Source organism: Moorena sp. SIO3I6 (genome assembly GCF_010672095.1).
On the sequence record NZ_JAAHHU010000235.1, the window covers coordinates 1 to 7786 of the forward strand.

2 protein-coding genes are annotated in these 7786 nt (G+C 44.3%); both read left to right on the plus strand.

Going from position 1 to position 7786, the window contains the following annotated elements:
- Positions 1-3781, plus strand: a 3781-nt coding sequence (locus F6K49_RS32400; RefSeq protein WP_366514258.1) for a caspase family protein, incomplete at its 5' end; no start/stop codon positions are given.
- A 372-nt stretch (positions 3782-4153) separates the two neighbouring features.
- Positions 4154-7213: a caspase family protein gene (locus F6K49_RS32405; RefSeq protein WP_293103261.1), complete on the plus strand. Its 3060-nt coding sequence runs from the start codon at positions 4154-4156 to the stop codon at positions 7211-7213.
- The last annotated feature ends 573 nt before the right edge of the window (positions 7214-7786 follow it).

The following is a 7786-nucleotide window of genomic DNA, read 5'->3' on the forward strand; positions in this document are numbered from 1 at the left end:
GCTGCTGGTAGCTATTGATGAATATCCCAGTCCTGTTCCTTCTTTGAATGGCTGTGTCAATGACATCCTAGAAATACAGGAATATTTGCAAGGGCGGGTCGCTGCAGATGGAGATAAACTTCACATCCGCACACTCTTGAATCAAGATGCTACCCGTCAGGCAGTTATTGATGGTTTTCGGGAGCATTTGTGTCAAGCTAGCAGTGAAGATGTTGCTTTCTTTTACTACGCGGGACATGGTTCTCAAGAGCAAGCCCCACAAGAGTTTTGGGCAATAGAGCCAGACAGATTAGATGAAACATTAGTCTGTTATGACAGTCGCACTGAAGGGGGTTGGGACTTGGCAGATAAGGAGTTAGCCAAGCTAATTTCTGAGGTAGACCAGAACAACCCCCACACTGTTATTATTTTAGACTGCTGTCACTCTGGTGCTGCCACCCGTGGCGAACTAGAAGCAGAAACAGCAATTCGTAAAACTTCCACCGACAAACGTCAGCGACCCTGGGATAGTTTTATTTTCTCCTTGAGTGAAACTGAAAAATTATCAGCTGCCCTCAGCCCGGAAAAAAATCCTAGTGGTTGGAGTTTCCCCACAGGAAAACATATCGTCCTAGCCGCTTGTCGAGATAGTGAGACGGCGAAAGAATACAACAGCAATGGGCAACCAAGAGGTGCGTTTTCTTACTTTTTGCTGGATACCTTGAAGAAAGCCAATGGTAGCCTGACTTATCGGGATTTATTCAAGCGTGCCAATGCCCTAGTCCGCAGTAAGATCGACGCCCAATCTCCCCAAATCGAAGCTACGGAGTTGAGTGATTTAGACCAACCTTTTCTCGGCGGTGCGATCGCTAACCATACACCCTACTTTACTGTCTGCTATGACAAAAACCAGGACTGGGTGATTGATGGTGGTGCGGTTCACGGCATTTCTCAACCTGTTGGGAATGACACCACAATACTGGCCTTGTTTCCCTTTGACACCCCCACAGAGGAACTTCGCCAACTCTCAACGGCAGTAGGTGAGGCAAAAATTGTCGAAGTAATGCCCCAGCTGAGTAAAGTTCAAATTAGTGGTATTGGGGATTTAGATCCCGAAATGACCTGGAAAGCAGTAATCACTAGTCTGCCCTTGCCACCGAAAGGGGTTTTATTGTCAGGAGAACCAGCTGGTGTAGAATTAGCCCGTAGCACCCTGCTCAACACGGCTCACAATCAGCCTTCCCTGTATGTTCGGGAAGTGGCAACCCCTGAAGCTGCCGATTTTAAGTTACTGGCTCGTGACGGTAACTATTTAATTACACAACCAGCGGATGACCGTCCTCTAGTGGCTGCCATTTCAGGTTACACCGATGCCACTGCCTTGCAGGCGATTCAGCGATTAGAACATATCACCCGTTGGCTGAATATCACTGAACTGGCCAGCCCAGCCACCAGCCGCATTCGCCCCGATGCTGTGCAAATGTTGATTTACCAGCAGGATGGGACGCTTTTGCTAGATACTGACATTCGCCTGGAATATCAACAGGAAAATGGCAGGTGGCGATCGCCCACATTGAAAATTAAGCTGAAAAACACCAGTAATGAGCCGCTTTATTGCGCTCTGCTGGTTTTAACCGACTTTTACGCCGTCGGTGCTGGGTTGTTAGATGGCGGTGGGATTTGGCTGCAACCAAGGGGGCAAGAGGGAGATGAAGCCTGGGTTAATCGCGGAAATCCTATTTGTCCTACGGTTCCCAAACAACTATGGCAAAAAGCGGGGATTACGGAAGTTAAAGATATTCTCAAACTGATTATCTGTTCGACGGAATTTGATGCTACTTTGCTCGAACAACCAAAACTTGACGTACCTCAACGTCCCGTGCCTACACCCCATCGCGGTAATGGTACCCTCAACCGCCTAATGCAAAGGATTCCAGCTCGTGACCTCCCCAACACAAAAGAAGATCAAATCTATGATGACTGGTTAACTAGCCAAATTAGCATTACTACCGTGCGTCCTCTACACACTACTCCAATTCCCAGAGGGGACGACTATGTCTTTCTGGGAGTGGGTTCCGCCCTATACGCCCATTCCGAATTGAGAGCTAAGGCACGTCTAACCACTCTCACCCAATCAACTAGGGATTTAGGTAATCATATCTTACCACCGATACTGCGGGAAAACCATCCGGGAATTGAGTCCTTTGACTTTACTAGCAGTCGGGGAACGGATCCTGGTTTAAGCGCGCTGGAATTAACTGAGGTGGAAAATCCGTCAGCCGTTACACCCAAAAATCCCCTGAAACTTATTGTTGATCGACCCCTTGCTTGTGATGAACAACTGTTACCGATTAGCTACGATGGGGAGTTTTTCCTGCCTTTGGGACGGGCTCGGTCTACCCCGGAGGGCAAAACGGAGATTTTACTGGAACGGTTAACAGAACCAATTAGTGAAGGTAGCCGCAGCTTGGGGGGTTCGATCCGAATTTTCTTCCAAAAAGTAGTGTCTCAACAACTGGGGCTAGAGTTTAATTACCCAATTTTGGCAGCAGCGGATGTCACTGCCTCTGGAGTGGTCAACTATACAGTCAACTATACAACAGAGGTTGAACAAGTCAAGTCGCGGGTTGCCGAAGCCCAACGCATAGTCCTCTACATACACGGTATTCTTGGTGATACCGAGAGCTTGCTGCCCAGCCTTCGCTCCGCCCAGGTTGAGGTGGATGGAACACAAAAACCCCTGGCGGAATTGTATGACCTGGTACTCACCTATGATTATGAGAGTTTAAATACCTCAATTGTAGAGAATGCTAAATTGCTGAAGCAGAGACTACAAGCTGTAGGGTTAGGGGAGAACCACGGTAAAATTTTTCACATTGTCGCCCACTCCATGGGAGGGTTGGTTTCTCGTTGGTTTATTGAACGAGAAGGAGGTAATCAGGTAGTTGGGCATTTAATTATGCTAGGTACACCCAATGCTGGTTCCCCTTGGTCTACGGTTCAAGATTGGGCATTAGCTACCTTAAGTATCGGTTTAAATGGGCTGTCAAAATTTACTTGGCCAGTACCAGTGATGGGGATGTTGCTTAAGGCTATTAACCAGTTTGCTGATGAGATTGAAACTATTGATATTTCCCTAAACCAGATGCATCCCACTTCTGAGTTCTTGGAACAATTAGCAGCAAGTCCCGACCCCAAAGTACCTTACTCAATTATTGCTGGTAATACATCTATTATTCCTGCCGCCCTGACAGCAGAGGCCAATCAAACGTCTAGGGCGTGTTTTCAAAGTTTTCCGCAAGATTATGATCCCCCCCAGCCCCCCTTAAAAAAGGGGGAGCCATACTCAAAGCCCCCCTTTTTTAAGGGGGATTTAGGGGGATCTCAGAGTTTGAAGACACGCCCTAGTCCCTTGCAACGACTAATGCAGAAGTTATTTGATAAAGCTGTAGCTCTGGCTTTCTTTGAGCAACCAAATGATATCGCTGTTACAGTACAAAGTATAAAAAGCTTAGGTTCAAACCGGACTCCACAACCGAAAATTCAGGAAATCGGCTGCGATCACCTGGTTTACTTTACTGAACCAGTGGGGTTAACTGCCCTCTCCAAGGCAGTGATTCAAGCCCTAGAAAACACAAAAGATATTACTAATAATTCTTCAGGGAACAAAGCACTGAAATGGTGGATTATTGGGGTTGTTGGGGTATTAGTAGCAGCTAGTATTGCTTGGTTGATAGTAAAGTCATCCAATAATAGCCAACGGAGCAATCAATCTCAACCCCGCGAGAATCTAGGTCAATGATGCGTAAGCGGTCAGCGGTCAGCGGTCAGCCGTGCGCGTAGCGCTTAAGCTGTTCCCGTAGCGCATAAGCTGATAGCTGATAGCTGAGAGCTGATAACTGATAGCTGAATGCTTACAATGCTATATACGCCAATGACACTAGGGCTTGTCTGCTTTCGTCAATAGGTAAAGATTTATTACGAAAATACTAATTTCTGCGTAAAGTTAACAAATTATCTTGGGGAATAAATAGGGAGCATCCCAGATTTGACAAACTATACCCCAGCTGTGTGAGCGGGATTATACCGCCCACATAAAAAGATATATTTGCCAAAATGGGATGCTAGCAATCCCTAGTATTAAAGTTATCTTTATAAGTGCTTTTAGTATAACATGTTTTCTCGGAATCTCGCCTTTATCATCGGTATCAATAACTACACCAACGGCATTTCTCCCCTCAACACTGCCGTAAACGATGCCAAAAAACTAGTGGAAATTCTCCGCGAGAAGCATGATTACGAAGTCTGGGAATGCCTAGACGAAGTGGCAACTCTGTCTAAGTTTAACAAATTTTTATTTCATACCTTACCCGAACAAGTTACTGAAAATGACCGCTTATTATTTTACTTTGCTGGTCATGGAGTAGCTCTTAATGGGGATGATGGCCCGGCTGGTTACTTAATTCCTCAAGATGCCAAACTCGGCGATACTAATAGTTATCTGCCCATGACCAAGTTACACGATGCTTTAAGTCAATTACCTTGTCGTCATTTCTTGGGTATCCTCGACTGCTGTTTTGCTGGTGCTTTCCGTTGGTCGAATACTAGGGATTTACTCACATCGCCAGAAGTAATTCACCAAGAGCGTTATGACCGTTTTATTACTGACCCAGCCTGGCAAATCATTACTTCTTCAGCTTCTGACCAAAAGGCTTTAGATAACTTTAATTTAGATAGCGTACGCGGTCAAGTCGGCAATCATTCCCCTTTTGCAGCGGCATTATTAGAAGCCCTCGAAGGTGGAGCAGATATCTATCCTCCTGCTACCAATGGTAAACCGCCTGGAGATGGGGTAATTACAGCCACCGAATTATATTTACATTTACGGGATCGAGTCGAAATACCCACAGAAAAATGCCGTCTGCGACAAACCCCTGGTATTTGGTGTTTAAATAAGCACGATAAGGGAGAATATATCTTTCTTTCTCCCGGACATGAACTTAATTTACCCCCCGCACCACCTTTGGATCAATCACAAAATCCCTATCGCGGTTTAAACTCCTTTGACGAGAAACACAGTTCACTGTTTTTCGGTAGAACATTACTAGTGGAAAAGTTACAGGATTTTGTCAAAGCTAATCCCCTGACAGTGGTGTTGGGTGCTTCCGGTTCGGGTAAGTCTAGCTTGGTCAAGGCAGGATTAATTCCCAAACTACGGCAAGATAATACCGAGAAATGGTGTATTTTGCCACCCATCCGTCCTGGTGAGACTCCCTTGGAACCATTAAATAATGTGCTGACTGAAGCTAAGTTACCCTTGGTAGAGCCACAAAACCCCCAGCATAACCTGGCAATGAGCATTGATGTTTGGGCAAAAAATAACCCAAACTCTAAGTTATTACTGTTTATTGACCAAAGCGAAGAAATTATTACACTCTGTCAAAACTATGATCAGCGTCAGGAGTTTTTCCAACAGATACTCACAGCCATAAATGCCCATGGGGATAAATTACGGGTAGTATTAACCCTACGTTCTGACTTTGAACCCCAAATCACAGATGTGGGCTTAAAGTTGGCACCGGAAGTACTAAATCAATTGGGAACTAAGGTACTGATAAATCTTTGGCAAAGTGGACGATTTATTGTACCGGCGATGACACGAGGGGAACTCAACGAAGCGATAGAAAAACCGGCTCAAGCACGGGTAATGTATTTTCAACCCCACGATTTAGTAGAAAAATTAATTGATGAAGTGGCGGATATGCCCGGAGGATTGCCCCTGCTGTCTTTTGCCTTGAGCGAACTTTATCTGAAATACTTAAGGCGACAAAGGCAGGCACAATATAGAGGAATCACCATTGACCGGGCGCTGACTCAAGAAGATTATCTTGAATTGGGGGGAGTAATGCGATCGCTAACTCAAAGGGCTGATCAGGAGTATCATTTGCTAGTTCAAGAAAATCCCGCTTATGACCAAGTAATCCGTCATGTCATGCTGCGGATGGTGGCACTAGGTGGGGGTGAATTAGCCCGTAGGCGGGTACCTTTATCGGAATTGGAATATCCACCAGCGAAAAATGCTTTAGTGAAGGAAGTAATTCAGCGTTTTAGCACAGCACGGTTATTGGTTATTGGACAAGATGCTGAGGGGAATCCTAATGTCGAACCAGCCCATGATGCTTTAGTACGGGGATGGCAAAGATTGCTGGGATGGAAACAAAACGAGGAAGAAAGCTTACTTCTACAACGGCGGTTGACTCCCGCAGCCCAGGAGTGGAAAAGCCAACAAAAGGCAAAGTTTCTTTGGCATGCTAACCCTCGTCTTGATTTGTTGAAAAAGGTATCTTTATCCGATGATAACTGGCTTAACCAAGTAGAAGCTGAGTTTGTGCGGCGTACTCTGCAAAAAAGGCGAAATGATAGCCGTCGATTCATTAGCCTAACGGTCGTGATTCTCGCTCTGAGTGGATTGAGCATCTTTAGTTTTAATCAGTTGCAGCAACTCAACTCCGCATCTGAGCAATTCCAAAGCGACTCTATCAAAGTACTAGCGGAATTTTCCATCAATACTGTATTGAACATTAACCCCACTTCTGAAAACAATCCAGTTCGTGGAGAGGTAAAGGCACTCAATAAAGCCCCTTGGAGAACTCTGTTGAACGAAAACAATCAGGTATTTGCCATGTCACGTAAGTATAATAAGGGGCAAGTATTCACGATTGCACATCATGGACTTTTATCAAATACAAATTATAGTACTTTTATGTTTTTAGTGCTTAATTATATCAATGGACTTAATGGCAATAAAAAAGTATTAATGTCAAGTGGTCATTGCGAACTTTTGACTTTAAATAATGATTTAAAAGGTTACAAAATAGCCGATATTATGGAAAAATTGGGGTATGAAACCAAGGAGATTTCCGCACCTATTAATAGCACAAAAATTCAAAATACAAACGCCAATATTATCATCATTGGAAATGCATGGGGCAATCTGGAAAATGATGAAATAAAGACAATTGAGCAGTTTGTATCGAACGGTGGGAAAGTCATTATTGTTGGATTAGGAGGGTATTGGAAAGATTACAGTGACAAACCTGATCAACTAGATAAGCTAGCACACCGAGGCAAATGCAATCAGGAAGGGCAGGATACAAATGATATCTCAACATACCCAATGAACAAGCTTTTAGAGAAATTTGATGCTCGTTTTGAAAGCTCTTTGATCAATTAGCAGAACACTAACTAGGTATTCAAGACGATCACGAATTAGAAGACAAGACTTTTATCCACAGAGTGCTTGTCTGTTTGAGACGAGCAGTTAAGGCGATGAATCACTCAGGATGAAAAAGGGGTAATCGCGTTTGTGACTATCTGAAGAATAACTCTAATGTGAGCGATCGCCATCTCTTTGACGATGTAAAGAAGTAGTTGCAGAAGATAAAATTTTTTAACACTAGAAACAGTTCTTGGTCAAATATGGGCCTTGCTGAATTAAGGAATGAATGCGCGATTATCTGGTTTTATTAAAGCCCCCTAAATCCCCCAACTTTGGGGGACGCAAGAGAGTTTTGTTCCCCCCAGAATTGGGGCAGGGCTGTTTCAAACTTTAATAAGTTAACGATTATTGGAGATAGGGGGATAGGGGGATAGGGGGATAGGGAAATAAACTAAAATTTACCGAAAAATCCGCCAATTTAGTCATTAAAATCTGACAAATTAGTTGGGAGGAAGCAACTCCAATGACTAACAATTCGTGATTCGGCCTTCGAGGAGGGTTAGATAAATTTGGCCAAAATTCCGACTA